At 63.2% G+C, this 16,608-nt stretch carries 15 protein-coding genes and 1 tRNA gene; 7 read left to right on the plus strand and 9 right to left on the minus strand.

The window, feature by feature from the left end; genetic code table 11:
- Positions 1-143: 143 nt before the first annotated feature.
- A complete protein-coding gene (rplT, locus tag QMG80_RS01240; RefSeq protein WP_085771163.1) occupies positions 144-518 on the minus strand; it encodes a 50S ribosomal protein L20 in 375 nt (124 codons plus the stop codon).
- Positions 519-556: 38 nt separating this feature from the next.
- A complete protein-coding gene (gene rpmI / locus QMG80_RS01245; RefSeq protein WP_085771164.1) occupies positions 557-757 on the minus strand; it encodes a 50S ribosomal protein L35 in 201 nt (66 codons plus the stop codon).
- A gap of 399 nt (positions 758-1,156) precedes the next feature.
- On the opposite strand from rpmI, the gene QMG80_RS01250 reads away from it, so the two are divergent.
- Together QMG80_RS01250 and serB are read left to right on the plus strand one after the other, a co-directional pair.
- Complete coding sequence (locus QMG80_RS01250) at positions 1,157-1,555, plus strand: hypothetical protein (protein WP_245300146.1); 399 nt, start codon at positions 1,157-1,159, stop codon at positions 1,553-1,555.
- A 198-nt stretch (positions 1,556-1,753) separates the two neighbouring features.
- The gene (serB, locus tag QMG80_RS01255; RefSeq protein ID WP_085771165.1) at positions 1,754-2,668 is read left to right on the plus strand and encodes a phosphoserine phosphatase SerB; all 915 of its coding nucleotides are present in this window, start codon (positions 1,754-1,756) and stop codon (positions 2,666-2,668) included.
- A 49-nt stretch (positions 2,669-2,717) separates the two neighbouring features.
- Here the strand turns inward: serB and QMG80_RS01260 are convergent, their stop codons facing one another.
- The 4 genes from QMG80_RS01260 to QMG80_RS01275 form a co-directional block, all read right to left on the minus strand.
- Positions 2,718-3,104, minus strand: coding sequence for a type II toxin-antitoxin system VapC family toxin (locus tag QMG80_RS01260; protein ID WP_085771166.1), 387 nt, complete (start codon positions 3,102-3,104; stop codon positions 2,718-2,720).
- Positions 3,105-3,110: 6 nt separating this feature from the next.
- Positions 3,111-3,341: a type II toxin-antitoxin system Phd/YefM family antitoxin gene (locus QMG80_RS01265; protein ID WP_085771167.1), complete on the minus strand. Its 231-nt coding sequence runs from the start codon at positions 3,339-3,341 to the stop codon at positions 3,111-3,113.
- A gap of 147 nt (positions 3,342-3,488) precedes the next feature.
- Positions 3,489-5,075 (minus strand): phosphoglycerate dehydrogenase, encoded by a 1,587-nt coding sequence (gene serA / locus QMG80_RS01270; RefSeq protein ID WP_085773599.1) that lies wholly within the window; start codon positions 5,073-5,075, stop codon positions 3,489-3,491.
- A 26-nt stretch (positions 5,076-5,101) separates the two neighbouring features.
- Positions 5,102-6,274, minus strand: coding sequence for a phosphoserine transaminase (locus tag QMG80_RS01275; RefSeq protein WP_085771168.1), 1,173 nt, complete (start codon positions 6,272-6,274; stop codon positions 5,102-5,104).
- A 333-nt stretch (positions 6,275-6,607) separates the two neighbouring features.
- On the opposite strand from QMG80_RS01275, the gene QMG80_RS01280 reads away from it, so the two are divergent.
- The gene (locus QMG80_RS01280; protein ID WP_085771170.1) at positions 6,608-7,075 is read left to right on the plus strand and encodes a DUF2147 domain-containing protein; all 468 of its coding nucleotides are present in this window, start codon (positions 6,608-6,610) and stop codon (positions 7,073-7,075) included.
- A gap of 62 nt (positions 7,076-7,137) precedes the next feature.
- On the opposite strand, the gene QMG80_RS01285 is transcribed toward QMG80_RS01280, so the two are convergent.
- Complete coding sequence (locus tag QMG80_RS01285; protein WP_085771171.1) at positions 7,138-7,575, minus strand: iron-sulfur cluster assembly scaffold protein; 438 nt, start codon at positions 7,573-7,575, stop codon at positions 7,138-7,140.
- Between the two features lie 210 nt (positions 7,576-7,785).
- Between QMG80_RS01285 and folE the strand changes: the two genes are divergently transcribed.
- Together folE and QMG80_RS01295 are read left to right on the plus strand one after the other, a co-directional pair.
- Entirely contained in the window at positions 7,786-8,421 is a 636-nt protein-coding gene (gene folE / locus QMG80_RS01290) for a GTP cyclohydrolase I FolE (RefSeq protein ID WP_085771172.1), read from the plus strand.
- An 82-nt stretch (positions 8,422-8,503) separates the two neighbouring features.
- A tRNA-Met gene (locus QMG80_RS01295) sits at positions 8,504-8,580 on the plus strand.
- On the opposite strand, the gene QMG80_RS01300 is transcribed toward QMG80_RS01295, so the two are convergent.
- Positions 8,537-10,159 (minus strand): recombinase family protein, encoded by a 1,623-nt coding sequence (locus tag QMG80_RS01300; RefSeq protein WP_085773600.1) that lies wholly within the window; start codon positions 10,157-10,159, stop codon positions 8,537-8,539. The genes QMG80_RS01295 and QMG80_RS01300 overlap by 44 nt on opposite strands.
- A gap of 1,803 nt (positions 10,160-11,962) precedes the next feature.
- Between QMG80_RS01300 and QMG80_RS01305 the strand changes: the two genes are divergently transcribed.
- Both QMG80_RS01305 and QMG80_RS01310 read left to right on the plus strand, forming a co-directional pair.
- Positions 11,963-12,124, plus strand: a complete 162-nt coding sequence (locus tag QMG80_RS01305) for a hypothetical protein (RefSeq protein ID WP_158658661.1) — start codon at positions 11,963-11,965, stop codon at positions 12,122-12,124.
- A 780-nt stretch (positions 12,125-12,904) separates the two neighbouring features.
- Positions 12,905-14,290: a glycosyltransferase family 4 protein gene (locus QMG80_RS01310; protein ID WP_085771173.1), complete on the plus strand. Its 1,386-nt coding sequence runs from the start codon at positions 12,905-12,907 to the stop codon at positions 14,288-14,290.
- A 12-nt stretch (positions 14,291-14,302) separates the two neighbouring features.
- Here QMG80_RS01310 and QMG80_RS01315 read toward each other — a convergent pair whose 3' ends face one another.
- Positions 14,303-16,501 carry a glycosyltransferase family 2 protein gene (locus tag QMG80_RS01315; RefSeq protein WP_085771174.1) on the minus strand — a complete coding sequence of 733 codons (2,199 nt, stop codon included), beginning with the start codon at positions 16,499-16,501 and terminating at the stop codon, positions 14,303-14,305.
- Positions 16,502-16,608 lie beyond the last annotated feature (107 nt).

The raw sequence follows: 16,608 nt of genomic DNA on the forward strand, positions 1-16,608 counted from the left end.
GGTTCTTCGACGCGCTTGCGTGAAGGCGTTCAAGCAAGCGCGCAGCGGCATGCGCGGATGCCCCCGGGTCATCGAGCCCTGGGGCCGGCCATGACGAGGACGAGGCTCGTCGCGCGGGCGAGCCTCGGCGGAGAGAGGGGGTCTTAGGCCGCCGCGGGCAGCGCGGGCAGCGCGGCCTTGGCCTTGGCGACGATCTCCGCGAAGGCCTGCGGCTGATGAATCGCGAGCTCGGAGAGCACCTTGCGATCGATCGTGACGCCAGCCTTGTTGAGCCCGTCGATGAAGCGCGAGTAGGTCAGCCCGAACTCGCGCACGGCGCCGTTGAGGCGCTGAATCCAGAGCGCGCGAATGCTGCGCTTCTTGGCCTTGCGGTCGCGGGTGGCGTATTGCATCGACCGATCGACGGCGGCCTTGGCGGCGCGGATCGTGTTCTTGCGGCGGCCGTAAAAGCCCTTGGCGGCATCCAGGGTTTTCTTGTGCTTGGCGTGGGAGGTGACGCCGCGTTTGACGCGAGCCATGACGATAATCCTTTCGTTGTGATTCTAGCGCGAAGCGATCAGCCGTTCGGCAGGAAGTATTTCTTGATGTTGTCGCCGTCCGTCTTGAAGAGGATCGACGTGCCGCGCAGATTGCGGATCTGCTTGTTGGTGCGCTTGATCATGCCATGGCGCTTGCCCTTCTGGGCGTAGACCACCTTACCGGTGCCGGTGATCTTGAAGCGCTTCTTGGCGCCGGATTTCGTCTTCAGCTTGGGCATTTTGCTCTCCTTGGGGCCCTGGGCCCTCTCGTCTCTCGCGCCGCGCCCCGGGGAACCCCGCGCTTGACGACAGCGAAAAAAACCGCCCCGGCAGCCCATCACTGGCCGGGCGGTTTGGAAGCGGGGCTTATCGCCGAGCGTCACAAAAAATGCAAGAGGAGCGGCTCTCGAGAATCGAAAAGGCCTAAAACTGAGCCTTGATTGACGGCGTCGACCCGCGAAGCTAGAAAGACTCTCGCATTTAGCTGCGACTTAGCGCACTTGGCCGCCGGAACGAAACTGTTCGAGATTTGGCGACTCGCGCTGCGTCCTCGGAGGCGCGGCGACAATTCTCCTCACGCAAAGAAGCCTGGGCGCGACTGAATCAGACAAAGAACGCTTCCACTGGGAGGAATGATAATGAAAAAGCTCGCCTTCGCCGCAACGACCGCGGCGCTGATGTGCTGCGGCCCCACCCTCGCCTTCGCCGCGGAGCAATGGCTCGTGACCGAAGAGAACCTGGGCGGCGTCAAGGGCGGCCAGGGCACTTGGGCCATCACGCGGGACGGAAATAAGCTCAAGGGAACTGCCGAGATCCAGGCCGACAACGGCTCGATGATGACCTATAAGGTCGAGGGCGAAGAGGCCGCGGGTGACAATTACACGATCACGATGAGCGATCGTTCCGACGGCAAGAAGGGCTGCGTCTGGAAGGGCCATCCGCCGTCGGGCGCCGGATCGCAGCAGCGAGGCATCGTCGGCTACGCCGAATGCGAGGGCACGAAAATGATCCTGCGCGCGAGCATCTTCGGCAAGTGACCGGAGGGCGGCGCGCGAGCGTCTCGCCGCGCCGTCCCCTGCTCGATAATTAGACGCCTAAAGCGGCCTTCGAGCGGATCGAGGCCGCTTTTCTTTTCTGTCTCGCGGGCTGAAACGCTGGGTCGGATGCGCGCGGCGCAAGACTCCTCCGGGCCAAACGGGTAGAAGCGCGCTCTGGACCCACGGTCAGAGCAAAGCATGCCCGAGATCATTCTCACGCTCGTCGCCGAAACGGCGGATGCGGCGTTGACCGCGAAGGCCGCAGCGGCGAGCGGCGACGCGTTGCGCGCGCTTGGCGCCAGGGCTGGCGAGCCGGATTGGCTCGCGCCAAATCAAGCCTGCGATCTCTTTTTTGAAGGCCCCGAGCCGGATGGCGTCGCGACCGCAGTCCGTCATTCGCTCGCAGAACGCCTCCCTCACGCGCGGCTCGATGTTTTCGTCCAGCGCGCCGAGGGCCGTCGCAAGCGCCTCATCGTGGCCGACCTCGAGTCGACAATAATCCAGAACGAGATGCTCGATGAGCTCGCCGAGCTGATTGGCGTTAAGGCCAAGGTCGCGGACATCACGAGACGCGCGATGAACGGCGAGATCGACTTCGTCGAGGCGCTCAAATCGCGCCTCGCTTTGTTCGCTGGCCTGCCCGAGGCCGAGCTCGCCAGAGCCGCCGCGAAGATCCGTCTGACGCCGGGAGCGCGCATGCTCGTTGCGACCGCCCGCGCACATGGCGCCGCCGTCGCGCTCGTGACGGGCGGTTTCGCCTATTTCGTGCGGCATGTTGAGGCGATGCTGACCTTCGACGCGGTAGTCGCCAATGACCTCGTCATCGAAGCGGGAAAACTCACGGGAGAGGTGCGCGAGCCAATCGTCACCAAGGAAGGCAAGGAGACGGCGTTGCGGCGCCTCGCCGCCGATCGCGACCTCCCGCTGTCCCTAACGCTCGCCGTCGGCGACGGCGCCAATGACGTGCCAATGCTCAAGGTCGCCGGCCTCGGCGTCGCCTTTCACGCAAAGCCGGCGGTCGTCGAGGCGGTCGACAATCGCATCGACTTCGGCGATCTGACGGGCCTGCTCTACGCCCAGGGGTTTCGCGCCGAGGAGTTTGTGCGCGAGTAGGACGGACGGTTGGAATGAATGGCTTTTCAATCGTCGTTCGAACGCGACTTCACCAAAGCCGACGGACGCCATAAGCGTCGAACGCCAGCTCGTTGGAAACGAGCGCCAGGCCCTCGAGCATGGCTTGTGCGATCAGCATTCGATCGAAGGGATCCCGGTGAGGTCCGGGCAAGGCGCCGGCTGCTTGTCCATGTCGGACGCTGATAGACAGGCCAATGAAACCCTGATCCGACATTACGCCGTGGAGGTCTGCGACGATCGCGGCGACGGCGGGCAGCTTCCCGATCCTGTGTTTTGTCGCGATTTCCCAAGCCGAGGCGGCGCTCACGAAGACCTCGTTCTCGGCGTCGGCGATGGCCGCCCGAGCGGAGGGAGAAAGCTGCTCGTCGCCGGCAAGCCACCACAAGAATGCATGCGTGTCGAGCAGCAGGCGCATTTGCGCTCACTCCCAGACGACGAGCTCTTGTTCCGGCAGCGGCTCGAAAAATTCGGGACCGACGATCACGGAGCCCTTATAGGCGCCGAAACGACGGCCGTTCCTTTTGGGATTGAATGGGACGAGCTTGGCGATGGGCTCCTTCCCGCGCGCGAGCACAATCTCCTCGCCAGCTTCAACGCGGGCGAGGAGTTGGGATAGCGTGGTTTTGGCCGTGTGGATCGTGACCGTTTCCATAGGCGTCTCCTAGCTAGGAATCTTAGCTAACTTCAGGCGGCCTGTCTATTTTTTTCTCGAGGGCTCTGCCCGGCGGCGATTTCTCTCGGTTAGAGGCAAGCGCCGCGATTCAGCTGAGAAAGATGCGACCGGGCGCTGGCGGGCTTGCTAAAACCTCAACGCCGCGGCGCGCTTCACGCCATTGAGTCTGCGGATTGCCGCCAGGGCCTCCTCCGGCACGTCGCCGTCGACGGCGACGATCGCCATCGCCGACCCCCCGGGACTGTCGCGCCCGAGCGCGAAGGTCGCGATGTTGATCTTGGCGTCGCCGAGAAGTCCGGCGAAGCGCCCGATGAAGCCGGGCCTGTCCTCATTGGACACGACGATCATCGACGGCGTGAATTCGGCTTCGACCGCGATGTCGCCCACGCGCACGATGCGCGGCTTGCCGTCGTGAAAGACGGTTCCGGCGACCCCGATCTCTCCTTGGCTCGTGACCGCGCGTAGCCTCATGAGCGATTCGTAATCGCCCTCCGCCTCGCGCGTGATCTCTTCCACGACCACGCCGCGATCCTTGGCGATCGCGGCCGCGCAGACGGGGTTCACGTCCTGCAGGATCGGCTTCAGCAGCCCGCTGAGCGCGGAGGCGGTGATCGCCTTTGTCTTGAGCTCCGCCACGCCGCCTTCATAGACGAGCGAGATCTTGTCGACGCCCGCGCTGGCGATCTGCCCGACGAGGAGGCCGAGCTTTTCCGCAAGCTCGACATAGGGCCGCAGCCGCGGCGCCTCCTCGGCGGAAATCGAGGGAAAATTCACCGCATTGGTTACAGCGCCGCGCGTCAAATAGTCGGACATCTGCTCGGCGACCTGCAGCGCGACCATTTCCTGCGCCTCGGTGGTCGAGGCGCCGAGATGGGGCGTGCAGACGACATTGGGGCGGCCAAAGAGCGGGTTCTCCGTCGCGGGCTCCGTCGCGAACACGTCGAGCGCCGCGCCGGCGACATGGCCGTCGTCGAGCGCCTTTCGCAACGCCTCCTCGTCCACGAGCCCGCCGCGCGCGCAATTGATGACGCGCACGCCCTTCTTGGTTTTGGCGAGATTTTCCCGCGAGAGGATGTTGCGCGTTTGCGCGGTGAGCGGCGTGTGCAGCGTCACGAAGTCGGCGCGGGCGAGCAGCTCGTCGAGCTCCACCTTTTCGACGCCCAAGGTCGCCGCTCGCTCTCCCGAGAGGAACGGATCGTATACGATGACGCGCATCTTGAGGCCGAGAGCGCGCGTCGCGACATTGGTCCCGATATTGCCGCAGCCGATGACTCCGAGCGTCTTGCCGGAGATCTCGACGCCCATGAAGCGGTTCTTCTCCCATTTGCCCGCCTGCGTCGAGGCGTCTGCGGCGGGGATTTCGCGCGCGAGCGCGAACATCAGGGCGATCGCGTGCTCGGCGGTCGTGACCGAATTGCCGAAGGGCGTGTTCATGACGATGACGCCGCGCGCCGTCGCGGCGGGAACGTCGACGTTATCGACGCCGATGCCGGCGCGGCCGATGACCTTCAGCCGTTTGGCGGCGCCAAGGATTTCGGCGGTCACCTTGGTCGCCGATCGGATCGCCAGGCCGTCGTAGCCGCCAATGGCCGCCGCCAGCTTTTCCGGGTGCTTCCCGAGCGTGGGCTGGAAATCGACGTCGACGCCGCGCATCGAAAAGATCTGCGCGGCGGCCGCGGAGAGCTGATCGGAAATAAGAACCCTCGGGCGCATGAGAAGACCCCGGTTGAGAAGCGAATCTACGCAGGCAAGATCGCGAGCGCCTGCTCGAAGGCCCAATCGATCCAATCCGTGAGCAGCGACACATCCGCGGGCTCGACGGTCGGCCCGCACCAGATGCGCAAGCCCGGCGGCGCGTCTCGATAGGCGCCGAAGTCGAACCCAGCGCCCTCCTTCTCGACGAGCGAGACAAGGGCCTTGGCCAGGCCTGAACGCGCTTTGGGGTCCATCGCGATGACTCTTGGGTCGGCGAATTCGAGACAGACGCTGGTGTTGGAGCGCGTTTGCGGCTGCTTCGCCAAGAAGGCGAAGGCCGGCTGGCGCAAGGTCCACTCGGCCACGACTGCGGCGTTGGCGTCGGCGCGCGCGCAAAGCGCGTCAAGCCCGCCGATCGAGCGCGCCCATTGTAGCGCGTCGAGATAGTCCTCGACGCATAGGAGCGACGGCGTGTTGATGGTCTCGCCGGCGAAGACGCCTTCGATGAGCTTGCTGCCTTTCGTCAGCCGAAAGATTTTCGGCAAGGGCCAGGGCGGGACATAGGACTCGAGACGCTCCACCGCGCGCGGCGAGAGAATGAGCATACCGTGCGCCGCTTCGCCGCCGAGACATTTTTGCCAGGAGAAGGTCGTCACATCGAGCTTGGCGAAATCGAGCGGCTGCGCGAAGGCGCCAGAGGTCGCGTCGCATATCGTGAGGCCCTTGCGATCGGCGGCGATGAACGCCGCGTTGGGAACGCGCACGCCGGAGGTCGTGCCGTTCCAGGCGAAGACGAGATCATGATCGCCATTCACTTGGGCGAGGTCCGGCAGCTCGCCGTAAGGCGCCGTCAAGACCCGGGCTTGCGGCAGCTTGAGCTGCTTTTGCACATCGGTCGCCCAGCCGCTGGAAAAGCTCTCGAAAGCCAGAACGTCGACGGGGCGCGGGCCGAGCATCGACCAGAGCGCCATTTCCACGGCGCCCGTATCGGAGGCCGGCACGATCCCGATGCGATAGTCGTCTGGCACGCGCAGAACTTCGCGCGTGAGCGCGATGGCGCGCTCGAGCTTTTCCTTGCCGGCCTTGGCCCGATGCGAGCGCCCGAGCGCCGCGGCGCTCAGATTTTGCGGCGACCAGCCCGGTCGTTTCGCGCAAGGGCCTGAGGAGAAGCTGGGATTCTTGGGGAGCCCGGCGGGCTTGGGATGCGAAAAACTCATGAGTGGCCTCGATTTGTTTTTTCGATATCCAAGAACCGGCTTAACAGAAGTTGGCTCTGGACGCATCGTTTGCAAAGCAATGGAACGCCCGCCGAGCCTGCGCTGACCGGCTCTGCGCAGACAAAGCCTCGGGCGGCCCGCAGGGAGAGAAATGGCCGCGGCGAGGGCGCCACGCAATTGTGGCGATTAGCCACGCAGGCGAATTTTCCGCTGAATCTCCGCGCTTTTAAGGGAAGGGAAACCAAGATCGTCGTCTAATCGCCTTTGAGAAGCCGAACATTCGCCCAGATGCGGAGCTAGAGTTTTCTAGTCATCAACGATCAGGAGCGGCCCATGAAAGCCATTTCCCATTCCTCGAGCCTCCTCATCGGCCTCGCGCTCGGCGCGATGGCGCTGGCCGGCGTGGCGCGCGCGGCCGATCCGATGGACCCGCGCGGCTTGTGGCTTCGCGAGGAAGGCGGCGTCAAATTCAGCTTCTATGACTGCGGCCAGGGGCTGCTCTGCGCCAAGGTAGTCGACGCGGAGAACGCGGAAGACAAGGCCGGCATCGGCACCGTCATCCTGCAAGGGGCGAAGAAGGTCGCGGCCAATGAATGGCGCGGCACACTCTACAATTCCGACGACAAGAAGACCTACGACGGCCGCATCACGGTGAAGTCGAAGGGCGCCGAGCTTTCGGTGCAGGGCTGCCTGATGGGCTTCCTCTGCGGCGGCGAAACCTGGAAGCGTCTGCCTTCGCCCGCCCATGCGGCCTCGACGCATAAGAACGCGCCGGCCGCCTCGCTCGTCGCGGCGGAATGATCCGAACGCGCTCCAACTTGCCGCATCGACGTTCAGGCGGCTGCGCCTGAACGCAGGGTGATCTAACGAGACGTGGCGCCTTCGATGACGTCGAGGGCGCCGACGACCGCGTCGAAGGGCAGCAGCGTCGAGGCATGCCGCGCCTTGTAGTCGCGAACCGGCTCCAGCGCCGCGAGATCCGCCCATCGACCCGCGGGCGGCGGACCGTTTTCCTTGAGCATTTGACGCATCGTCTCGCGCAGCGCCCGCAGCTCTTCGGGCGTGGCGCCAAGAATGTGGCGCGCGAGGATCGAGGCGCTCGCTTGGCCGAGCGCGCAGGCTTTCAGCTCCTGACCGAAATCGCTTACCCTACCCTGGTCCAGGCTCAGATCGACCGTGATCGTCGAGCCGCAAAGCCTGGAATGGGCCGTGGCGCTGCCTTGCGCATGGGCGAGGCGGCCCAGCCGAGGGATATCTGCCGCGAGCTCGAGGATGCGTTTGTTATAGACAGCGTCGATCATGGCATATCGAACGGGGGCTTATCTTGGCCGTCCTGAACCTCTATATAGGCGTATGACGCTCCTCGCGAAAGCGCGGAGTTTAGAACGAAAGCCGTAACCCTTCCCGCGCGATCGACGGCGCCGCTTCCCACGGCGCGCTTCAGCCGGCTCTTGGAACCGGTTTTGCTTGTCGGCCGGAGACACGGCTCTCTCACCCGTCGGAGGCTCCACATGGATGACGTGGTTAAGACCTTGATCGATAAACCGCTCGGTGCGCTGAAGCGCGAAATTGAAAAGCCCACGCGCGAGGAAGCGGAAGCGGCGGTGCGGGTCCTCCTGCGCTGGGCCGGCGACGACCCGGATCGCGAAGGCCTGCGCGAGACGCCGCGGCGCGTCGTGAAGGCCTATGAGGAGGTCTTCAGCGGCTATAATCAGGACCCGCGCGAGGTGCTGGAGCGCATCTTCGCGGAAGTCGAAGGCTATGACGATCTCGTCATGGTTCGCGACATTCCTTTCTTCTCGCACTGCGAGCATCACGTCACGCCCTTCATCGGCAAGGCGCATATCGCCTATTATCCGACGGGCGGCGTCGTCGGACTCTCGAAGCTCGCGCGCCTCGTCGACGTTTTCGCCAAGCGGCTGCAAACGCAGGAGGCCATGACGGCGCTGATCGCCAACACGCTGGAGCAGGAGCTCAACCCCCGCGGCGTCGCCGTGCTGGTCGAGGCTCAGCATCTGTGCATGTCGATGCGCGGCGTGCTGAAGCAGGGCTCCGAGACCGTGACCGTCCAGTTTTCCGGAGCCTTCCGCGACAATCCGGCCGAGCAGGCGCATTTTTACACGCTGCTGCGGGGCGCGAAGGGATGAGCCGATAGATCCGGGACGCGCGCTTGACACCCAAGAAGCGCGCCGCCTATACGTGGCGCCCTTGGCGCCAGAGCCTTGACGGGGCGGAGTAGCTCAGTTGGCCAGAGCAGGGGAATCATAATCCCTGTGTCGGGGGTTCGAATCCCTCCTCCGCTACCACACGTCCCCCCGACGCCGCGATGCGCATGTTGGGGTAGACTTTGGCCGCGCCCATGAGCATGGCCAATCGCCCCTGAAGCTCGAGCTTGAACCCCTCTTCGGCCGGCTTGACGACGACCTTCGCCACCAGCTCGCGGATTTTCTCCGCGGCCTCCTCATTGTCCGGCGTGACGCCCCGCCCGAAAACCTCGTTCAACTGTCCGACCAGCCGCTCGTAATGCTGGAGAGCTGCGGGATGCAGGGCGAGGACCTTCTCTGGCTCAGGCTGCGTCTCCAGTTCCGCGAGCAGCGCCACTTTTTGCTGGTGAGCCTCCTTCATCTGAGGCCCCAAGACTTCCGTTGGAACGCGCTCTTTCTCATAGTCGGACCACAGCCGATCGAGCGTGCGCTGCACCTCCGCGAGCCTGCTTTCTAACCTGCCGCGCTGTCTGACCTTCTCCGCCGCCAGTCGCAGACGCTCTTCTTGATAGCTCGCAACGAACTCTCTCAAGAGTTCCGGCGCCTTGAGGTGCTGTTGCAAACCGGTCAAGACGGCCTTTTCGATCTCGTCGAGATAGAAAATCTTTCGGTTGGCGCAGGTTCCGGCTTCCTTCATCGTCGAGCAATGAACTCGAACGCGGCCGTGATCGCGGTCCTTCATTGACATCCCGCCGCCGCAACAACCGCACTTCAACAGGCCGGAAAGCAGGAACTTGGCTTTGCGCACGCGTTCGGGCGGTTCGAACGACCGCTGTGCCTTGCGCTGTTGAGCAGCCTCGAACACGTCCTTGTCGACGATAGCCAGCCTTGGCGCGTGCGCGCGCTTCCACTCCTCTGGCGGATTTGACCGTGAGACTCGACGTCCGGTGTCGGGGTCCTTGATCATCCGAACTCGGTTCCACACGACAACGCCCGCATAAAGCTCGTTGAGAATGATCCCGTGGTGACGCTTCTTGTTGCCGTTGATCGTGGAGGGCGTCCAGTTCGAGCCGCGGGGCGGACTTACGCCTTCCCTGTTGAGCGCGTGCGCGATTTCCCGCGGGGTTTTGCCGTCGACGTAGTCGCGAAAGATACGGCGAATCACCCCAGCTTCGCTTTCGACGATTTCGAGCTCGCCGGGTTTGCCGGCGACAGGCCGATAGCCATAGGCTCGCCCGCCGGCATGGCGCCCATCCCGCACAACGCCTTGCATTCCACGTCGAACCTTGTGAGCCAGATCTGTCAAGAAAAGCGAGGCTAGCAGACCTCGCACGCCAATCTGAATTTGGTCGGCAGTCCCTTCGTGCACCGCCCGCAATTCGACACCCACAAAGTTAAGCCGCTTCCAAATCCCGGCAAGGTCCTCCTGGTCGCGGGACAGGCGATCAAGCGCTTCGACCACGATCACATCAAAGGCGCCGTCCCGAGCAGCCTCGAGAAGGCGCAACAACCCATCCCTCCCGTAAATCGACGCTCCGGACCGAGCTCGGTCGTGGAAAACGCCGACGACTTCGAGGTCATTGCGTTCGGCGTAGTTTCGGCAAACGGCCACTTGATCTTCGATGGAGCGTTCGTTCTGGAGCTCCGTCGAAAAACGGGCGTAAATCGCTGCGCGTTTCATCGGTGTGCCTCCGCAGTGTCGTCGCTTCGGCCTCCTGGGCTTTGCGATGATCCTCCCGCGCGGCGCTTCGCGCAAGCGCCTGAACGATTTCAAGAAGAGAAAATCGGATATCTGAATCGATCCCGATAGTTGCGGGAGGCCCGTCGCACTTACCCGATTTCAAAGTTCCCGAGGGTGTTCTTGATCGCGACATAATGACGATCATCGCAATCAAGATCTCAATCAGGAAGCAGCTGAAGCTTCGCATCGAGAAATCGGCGGCGCTGTCGTGCGATTCGGATTACTTTTTGAATTGAGATAACGCGTCGCGGCCGCGGTCTGACTCTGATCGACACGTTTTTCATTCGATCCGCAGTCAATCGTCCGCAACCGACCCTGACGGCTCATCAGCTTCCGATCCGCTCAGGACAGCCCAGCGCCGCGCTTCTGGTTCCACGCCGGTCCCGCGGTAACGCGCCGCAGGCTCCTCACGCCCATTGTGGATAAGCTGTGGGTAATTCGTGGATAGTATCGTGCTATTGGGAACCGCACCTATCGTGCTATCAGGGACCAAATCCTCGTGCTATTGGGAACCGAAAAGGGGTCTAACCCATTGCTCAGCAATCATTCACGCGCCTCCTAACTGTACTAACATAGAATCCTTCGGATTCTTTCTAACGGCCCGCCCCTGAAACGCAGCCTGTGGATAACCGCCTGCTTGGCCAACCCAGTCGCCGCGCTCACTACGAAAAATTTGCACTTCGCGAAATTTCTTCAGTTCCGTTGTCGTCATAAAGAAGGCTCAGCAATGAAGGCTGAGACGCTCCTGGGACTGATCGGGAACTCAGGGGACTTGAACGCACTCGCCTTCGAAGCTGAGTTGAGATAGCGACCAGCAAATCGATTGCGGCCCCCGCGCCGTCAGCTTCCCACAGGCGACCTTTCCGACTTCACCCGTCGGGGCGAGAACTGCCGTCGGTTGTCATCTGAAACGCCACACCCAGCGCGTCGTTTGGCCTCCGGAGCCGCTCGCAGACTGGCGCGACGAGCGCCGCTCATCGAGCGCGTGGCCGCAGTTCCTGGACAGAAGATCTGACCCAGAGGCCTCGACGAAATCGTCGTGGGGCGGACGCTCGAACGCGACCACTCGGGCCAGATTTTGATTCTGACCTTGTACGAGTCGTGCTTCGTCTTCGCGCGATATTCACTTCCGCGCCGCACGCCTGCGCTCCCTTTCTCCGCACGCCGTTCGTTCACTGCGCACCCAGAATGTCGTCAACGACGCGATGCGCAATTCGGTGAGCGCTTCCATATCTTCCTCTCAACCAGCGGCCCGCCGAAAGCGTCAGGGGACAGGATAATCTTGGTCTGAGGGGCGCTCGGAAAGCTACGACCGGAGACCATCGAGGGATGCTGGTCATGCGCGGCCTGCGGAGCTGTTCCTGCGCCCCGCGTGACATTTTTTTTCGCCGGCCAGCTCGTCTCGCAGACATGGTCGGGAGCTTTGATCGGGCAGCTTTCTTATCGCCGAGAAGCCCGGCTCCCGCCGCTACGGAGAACATTTTCGGCCGTCTGTTGCCCTTTCCAAGCCGTCGATAACGTCACCGGCGTGGTATCGCGGCGAGCCTCCGAGCTGCGGCCGAATAGGCCAACGGCTGCGCCAATCGACGTGCGCGCAGCGTCAATATTTTTCACCGCGCCCGCGCGAGAATCACCATCCGTCATGCTCGCCCGAGCTGCGATCGCCGACGCTCGAGCAGCAAAAAGAGCTGCGTCCCATCCCCTCTTCCCGCGCCTCCGGAAGACAAAACTTTCGGAGAGGGCATGCGCGCGATCCGCACGTCGAACGATGGAACAGCTGCGGTCATCCTGCTGTCCGCTAAACTTTTCATCCAGTTTTGGCGCCCGAAGCGCCGTGATGGCGATTTTCGCACTCTGGCGCTTGCTGGCGAAGTCTCTCGCGCCTTTGTGCGCGAGCGCAGATAAGGGAGCGCAAGCGACCGATTTAGGGCCAGATAAAAGGCACAGCCTGCGGCCTAGTTTGACGGTCGATTTGAGCTTACAGTTCAAGAGAATGCCGCAGCCTTTGATTTCAACGCACAGCCTGGCGCGATGCGCAAGCGCATGTTCGGAGGCACTAATTCTCACCTCGTGGCTTTGCGCCAACCCCCGGCGACCACGAGTCGGGTCGCTCCGTTTTGGGCGGCCGGGAAGGGAAAGGAGAACCGTTTCGCCCGACCTCACGCCGTGCAAGTGGCCTCCCTTTGCGTCAGTCGGTGAAGCGAATTGCGGCGGCCTCCCGAGCGAGTCCGCACCCCTCGCGGCCCACCGCGCGACCTCGACTCGCGGTCGCGCGTCATCGTCATCTAGCCGCGCGTTGCGACGCTCGTGAGGCGAGCAACTCCGAGTGAACGAGCCCGGTGTAGGCGCGCCCGCAATCCGGCGCGGCGACGCCTCGAGGCGCCCCAGGTCCGGAGCTGACCCGATGCCTCGGGATTTCCTCGCGGCGGCTTCCACGAGCGGCAGAGGGGCGCCCCCTAGCGTCCCCGCATTCGACGACCGGATGTCTCAAAGGACGACGCGCTCCCGCTCTTGGCGGCGGGCATTCTTCGCGTGAAATCCAGACAACCCGCGTCTTACTCGCGCAAACGATAGCTCTCTTTGCGCTCTGCTCGACCGTGAGCCGAAGCTGGTCGGCGCGCGGATCGTGCAGTAAACAATGTTCGAGTTGCTCATTGAGAGCTTCCCACGAGACCGCCGGCGTTGATGATCCCTTCACAGACCGATGCGCGCGGATCGGCGGGCGGCTCTACTCAGCCGGCGCCTGTCATCTATGACATCACGCGCCTCGTCACCCGGGCGCTGAACCCTTCGCCTAACGGCATCGATCGCATCGATTTCACGCTAGCTCGCCATCTCCTCTCTTCGCCCGACGAACGCAGAGGCGCGCTGATTTACACATGCCTTGGCCACAGGCTTGCCGGAGCCGATGCCGCCCTGCGAACCATTGGCGGCATTGAGGCGTGCTGGAACGAATTTATCGACCCGTGCGACGACGCAGTTTACGAATCCGTGGTCGGCGCGCTGCTGGGCGCCAACCCGCGCCGGGCGGCCGAGGGACGGGTAAAGCGCCGCTTCGACGCCAAGCTCTTCGCCCAGAACTGGCGAGCCCTACGCCAATGGGCTTTTTATCCAGGGGCTTCGCTCGCGAAGGTTCCCCAAGGCGCGATCTACGTCAACGCCAGCCAGTTCCTGCTTGACAAGCCGTGGTTCATTCATTGGCTCGACCAACGAAAAGACGTGAAGCCGGTGTTCTATGTGCATGATCTGCTGCCCATAGATTTTCCGGAATTTTTTTGGCCAGGAGAGCCCGAAAGGCACCTGCTGCGCATGCGCAACATCTGCCGCTATGGAGCCGGAGCCATCACGGGAACAGAGGTGGTCGCGCGCCGCCTACGCGTCTTCGCCGCCGAGAAGGGCCGCAATGACCTGCCGATCTGCACGGCGCGACCTCCCGTCTCACAAGCTTTCGCGACATTTGAGGCGGCGGATTTGCGCCTTGCCAAGGTCAGCTATTTCGTCGTCTGCGGGACGATCGAGCCCCGCAAGAACCATCTGATGCTGCTTAATGTCTGGAGGGAGCTGGCGACACGCGGTCCGGTCCCCAAGCTCGTGATCGTCGGCAAGCGCGGCTGGCTTTGCGACAACGCTCTCGACCTGCTCGATCGCAGCGAATCGCTCCGCCCCCACATCGTCGAAGTCGGCGGGCTCTCAACGCCGGGCCTGCGCCGCCTCCTCGCTGGCGCCTGCGCATTGCTGATGCCCTCATTTGGCGAAGGATTCGGCATCCCCGTCGCCGAGGCCATGGCCGCGGGCATTCCCGTCATCGCCTCCGACATCGATGTCTTCCGCGAGATCGGCGGGGACGCTCTCGACTATCTCGATCCGTTGGACGGCCTCGGCTGGCTTGAGGCAATCGAAGCCCATGCTGGACTGGGCTCAGCACGGCAACGGGAAGCGAAGCCTCCATTCTCGCAGGTCCAGCGCTCGCAAAAGCACGAGTTCCTGTCCGAGATCGACGCGTTCCTAGAGAAGGTCGCGAGCCGACCGGCGGATGGGAAAGAGCTGAAATCCAGCTTGCAGGATTGCTGAGGGCGCCGCGCTTCAAACCTTGAAGCTTCGAGGACCCGGCAGCGCGGCCGGAAGGATGTAACGCGGCCGGCTGTCGTCTCGGCCGTAAAATGGGTTGTAGGCGGGGTCGACATATTCTGAGAGCGAATATTTCCGACGCAGCGCGTCCTTCTCACGATTGAAGCGCTCGAGGTTTTCCTTTGTCTCATCGCTGCCGCGAGACGCCGACTCATGGTGACGCAGGGTCGCAAAAGGCGTCCACACCACGCGGAAGCCGGCGCGGCCGGCGCGCAGGCAGAAATCAATATCGTTGTAGGCGATGGCCCAAGTCTGCTCGTCGAATGCCCCGGCGGCGTCCGCGCACTGACGCGAGAGCAGCATGCAGGCCGCCGTGACCGCTGCAAAGGATTGGCGAACGGTCAGCCGGCCCATCGGTCCTGGGAATTTTGCCGGCATGCCGCAAAACCAGTGCCCCGCCACCGAGCCGAGGCCGACGATGACGCCGGCGTGCTGCAAACTGCCGTTGGGATAGAGAAGCCTCGCTCCGACAATTCCCGTCTCGGGATAGTCGAAGCAAGAGACCATCTCCTTCAACCAGGACGGATCGAGGACCTCGATGTCATTGTTGAGGAGGAGAAAATATTCCCCCTGCGCCAGGCGTAGGCCACGATTGATCTGCTTGGAGAAGTTGAAGGGCTCCGCTTCGATCTCGGCCCGGAACGCCGCGTGCGTCTTGCGCATCGTTTCATAGAGATCGAGGACCTTCTTGTCTGTCGTGCCGTTGTCCACGACGATGATTTCAAGGTCGGGATAATCGGTGCGCTTCACGAGATCGTCGAGCAGGCTCGAGATGAGCGGGAAAGCGTTGCGACTGGGAATGACCACCGAGACCCGCGGCCAGGCTCTCTCGAGGCCATCGAAGCGAACGCGATGCAGATTTGCGTCCAGGGCCGGGTCGACAGTGGCTGGCGCGCCGCCGACCGCATATCGTTCCGCGATGGCCCGGCGCGCGTTCTGCGTCGCTTTTTCCATGAACTTCGCCGAGAAGCTTTTTCCGTCGCGCCGCCAAACATAGGCGGGATAGGGAAGATGCAGAATTCGCCGCTCGGGGACCCCTGAAAGATAGCGCATGAGCAGGTCGTAATCCTGCGAACCCTCATAGCCTTGCCGCATACCCCCAATCTCGCGCAGTCGATCGCGGCGGTAGATCGAAAGATGATTGACGTAATTGACGCCGGAGAGCAGCACCGGATCGAAGGCGGGCTTGAGGAAATACTCCCGAGGCTCGAGCTTGGCGTCGGCCACGACCTCGTCAGTGTAGAGAAACTCGGCCTCCGGCTCCTGCTCCAGGGCGTCGATGATGCGGTCGACGGCAAAGGGCGTGAGCGCGTCGTCGTGATCGATGAGTGCAACCCATTTTCCTCGCGCGACGGAGAGCGCGGCATTGGTTGCCGCGGCAATGCCTTCATTGGCGGAGCGCCTGAGGATCGTCAGAAAGGGAATGTCTTTGTGAGCCTCGAGCCACTCGACTGTCGCCCCCGAGGACGAGCCGTCGTCGCAAAGGACGAGCTCCGCGGCGCCTTGCCGCTGGAAACGAAACGACCGCCACAGCTGTTCCAGATATTCGGCGGGAGGGTTGAAAACAGGACACAGGAAGGAAAGAAAGGGCGCATCGCCGCTCCAGGGCGCCTTTCCCGCATGCGCCGCGCTCGCCATCGCAATGACCTGCTCATAGTGCTCGGCGACGCTACGAAATTTCGTGGCGCGGGAACCGAGGTCCGCAAGCGGAGCGCTGCGTGGTGAGGCGGCAATCTCGCAGCTCGGCGCAATCGAGCCGCTTTGCGCTGCTCTACGCATGTGGCGCCCCACGAAGGAGCGGGCGGCCCCCTCGTTGAAGCCGATGAAGGCGCGAAACTCGAATCGCGAAGGATAGCTCGAGGGATCGAAGCGCACGCGTCTCACCCGCCGGAAGCTCTTGAGCGCGATGACGAATAAGCCGTGTTGCGTCGGGCGCAGCGCCAGCTCGTCGTCGCTGCAAATTCCTTCGCCCTCGTCGACGTAAATCCGCGGATCCATCACGCCGTCGGCGCTCGCCATCTCGATCAGAAGATAGGACGCGCGAAACCAGCTGGGCGCGAAAAAAAACTGCGGATCGTCGTCTTGGGCGCGCCATTTTGCGATGCCGTCTCGGCGCAGACCCCGACGGCGAATGGAAGGTATCGGAAAGAGCATGATCTCCAAACTCGCCTCTCGCGGCCCGCCCCGCCGCTGCGCCGGGGCGCACCTCGCGTCTCGCCTCAACGCGGCCGCATTCGCGCCCTAATGGCGTACGCGCGTGC

Origin of the sequence: Methylocystis bryophila, assembly GCF_027925445.1 — a bacterium.
GTDB classification, from domain to species: Bacteria; Pseudomonadota; Alphaproteobacteria; order Rhizobiales; family Beijerinckiaceae; genus Methylocystis; species Methylocystis bryophila.

Bases quoted from the DNA above. Each gene is read 5' to 3' on its own strand.
- QMG80_RS01250 (WP_245300146.1), top strand. From the start codon at position 1,157: ATGAAAAAGCTCGCCTTCGCCGCAACGACCGCGGCGCTGATGTGCTGC.
- folE (WP_085771172.1), top strand. From the start codon at position 7,786: ATGGATGACGTGGTTAAGACCTTGATCGATAAACCGCTCGGTGCGCTG.
- QMG80_RS01315 (WP_085771174.1), bottom strand. From the start codon at position 16,501: ATGCTCTTTCCGATACCTTCCATTCGCCGTCGGGGTCTGCGCCGAGAC.
- rplT (WP_085771163.1), bottom strand. From the start codon at position 518: ATGGCTCGCGTCAAACGCGGCGTCACCTCCCACGCCAAGCACAAGAAA.
- QMG80_RS01280 (WP_085771170.1), top strand. From the start codon at position 6,608: ATGAAAGCCATTTCCCATTCCTCGAGCCTCCTCATCGGCCTCGCGCTC.
- serA (WP_085773599.1), bottom strand. From the start codon at position 5,075: ATGCGCCCGAGGGTTCTTATTTCCGATCAGCTCTCCGCGGCCGCCGCG.
- QMG80_RS01310 (WP_085771173.1), top strand. From the start codon at position 12,905: ATGATCCCTTCACAGACCGATGCGCGCGGATCGGCGGGCGGCTCTACT.
- QMG80_RS01300 (WP_085773600.1), bottom strand. From the start codon at position 10,159: ATGAAACGCGCAGCGATTTACGCCCGTTTTTCGACGGAGCTCCAGAAC.
- QMG80_RS01275 (WP_085771168.1), bottom strand. From the start codon at position 6,274: ATGAGTTTTTCGCATCCCAAGCCCGCCGGGCTCCCCAAGAATCCCAGC.
- QMG80_RS01265 (WP_085771167.1), bottom strand. From the start codon at position 3,341: ATGGAAACGGTCACGATCCACACGGCCAAAACCACGCTATCCCAACTC.
- QMG80_RS01285 (WP_085771171.1), bottom strand. From the start codon at position 7,575: ATGATCGACGCTGTCTATAACAAACGCATCCTCGAGCTCGCGGCAGAT.
- QMG80_RS01260 (WP_085771166.1), bottom strand. From the start codon at position 3,104: ATGCGCCTGCTGCTCGACACGCATGCATTCTTGTGGTGGCTTGCCGGC.
- rpmI (WP_085771164.1), bottom strand. From the start codon at position 757: ATGCCCAAGCTGAAGACGAAATCCGGCGCCAAGAAGCGCTTCAAGATC.
- QMG80_RS01305 (WP_158658661.1), top strand. From the start codon at position 11,963: ATGCGCGCGATCCGCACGTCGAACGATGGAACAGCTGCGGTCATCCTG.
- serB (WP_085771165.1), top strand. From the start codon at position 1,754: ATGCCCGAGATCATTCTCACGCTCGTCGCCGAAACGGCGGATGCGGCG.